This window comes from Lysinibacillus fusiformis (genome assembly GCF_003049525.1).
Taxonomy (GTDB): Bacteria; Bacillota; Bacilli; order Bacillales_A; family Planococcaceae; genus Lysinibacillus; species Lysinibacillus fusiformis.
Genome location: NZ_PYWL01000031.1, coordinates 1 through 681 on the forward strand (window position 1 = coordinate 1; position 681 = coordinate 681).

Genomic DNA, 681 nt, shown 5'->3' on the forward strand with positions numbered 1-681 from the left:
TTTCTGTATTAATAATTCCAGGCTGGATGGCGTTTACCGTAATATTACGGCTCCCTAGTTCCTTGGCTAGAAGACGTGTAAATGTGTCGATAGCACCTTTGGACATACTGTACGTGAAGACACTTGGCGAAGCTGCACGTGTCACAAAGGATGAAATATTAATAATACGCCCTCCATCTTTTAAACGTGGCAAAGCTTGCTGAGTAACAAAAAGTGGTGCTTTAACATTAATGTTCATTACCTCGTCAAATGATTCTTCCGTCGTCTCATCTAAACTGATAATTTGACCAATTCCAGCATTGTTGACAAGAATATCGAATCCACTACCGCCCATATACTCCCGAATTGTATCATCCAAAGTAGTAAATAAATCTTGAATACCATCTAGAGTACTAAGGTCAGCACCAATCGCGCAAGCATTTCTTCCGCTTTGTTTGATCTGGTGAACAACTGCTTCTGCCTCATTACGTCTTTTCCCGTAATGAACGACAACAAAGGCCCCCTCTTGAGCCAGACGCAATGCAATACTGCGGCCAATTCCTCGACTTGATCCTGTAACTAAAGCGATTTTGCCTGTTAACTTACTCATGCTTCCATCTCCTTGTTCAAACATAGTTATATTACATAGAGAATTATAACAAGGAACATTATTTGAAATGTTGCTCTCCTATTCGGTTTCAA

Annotated in this window: 1 protein-coding gene; it reads right to left on the bottom strand. The window is 40.4% G+C overall.

All coding sequences use genetic code 11. The annotated features are described in order from the left end of the window. Nucleotides 1–589, bottom strand: a 589-nt coding sequence (locus C9J29_RS23925; RefSeq protein ID WP_107922904.1) for an SDR family NAD(P)-dependent oxidoreductase, incomplete at its 3' end; no start/stop codon positions are given. Nucleotides 590–681 lie beyond the last annotated feature (92 nt).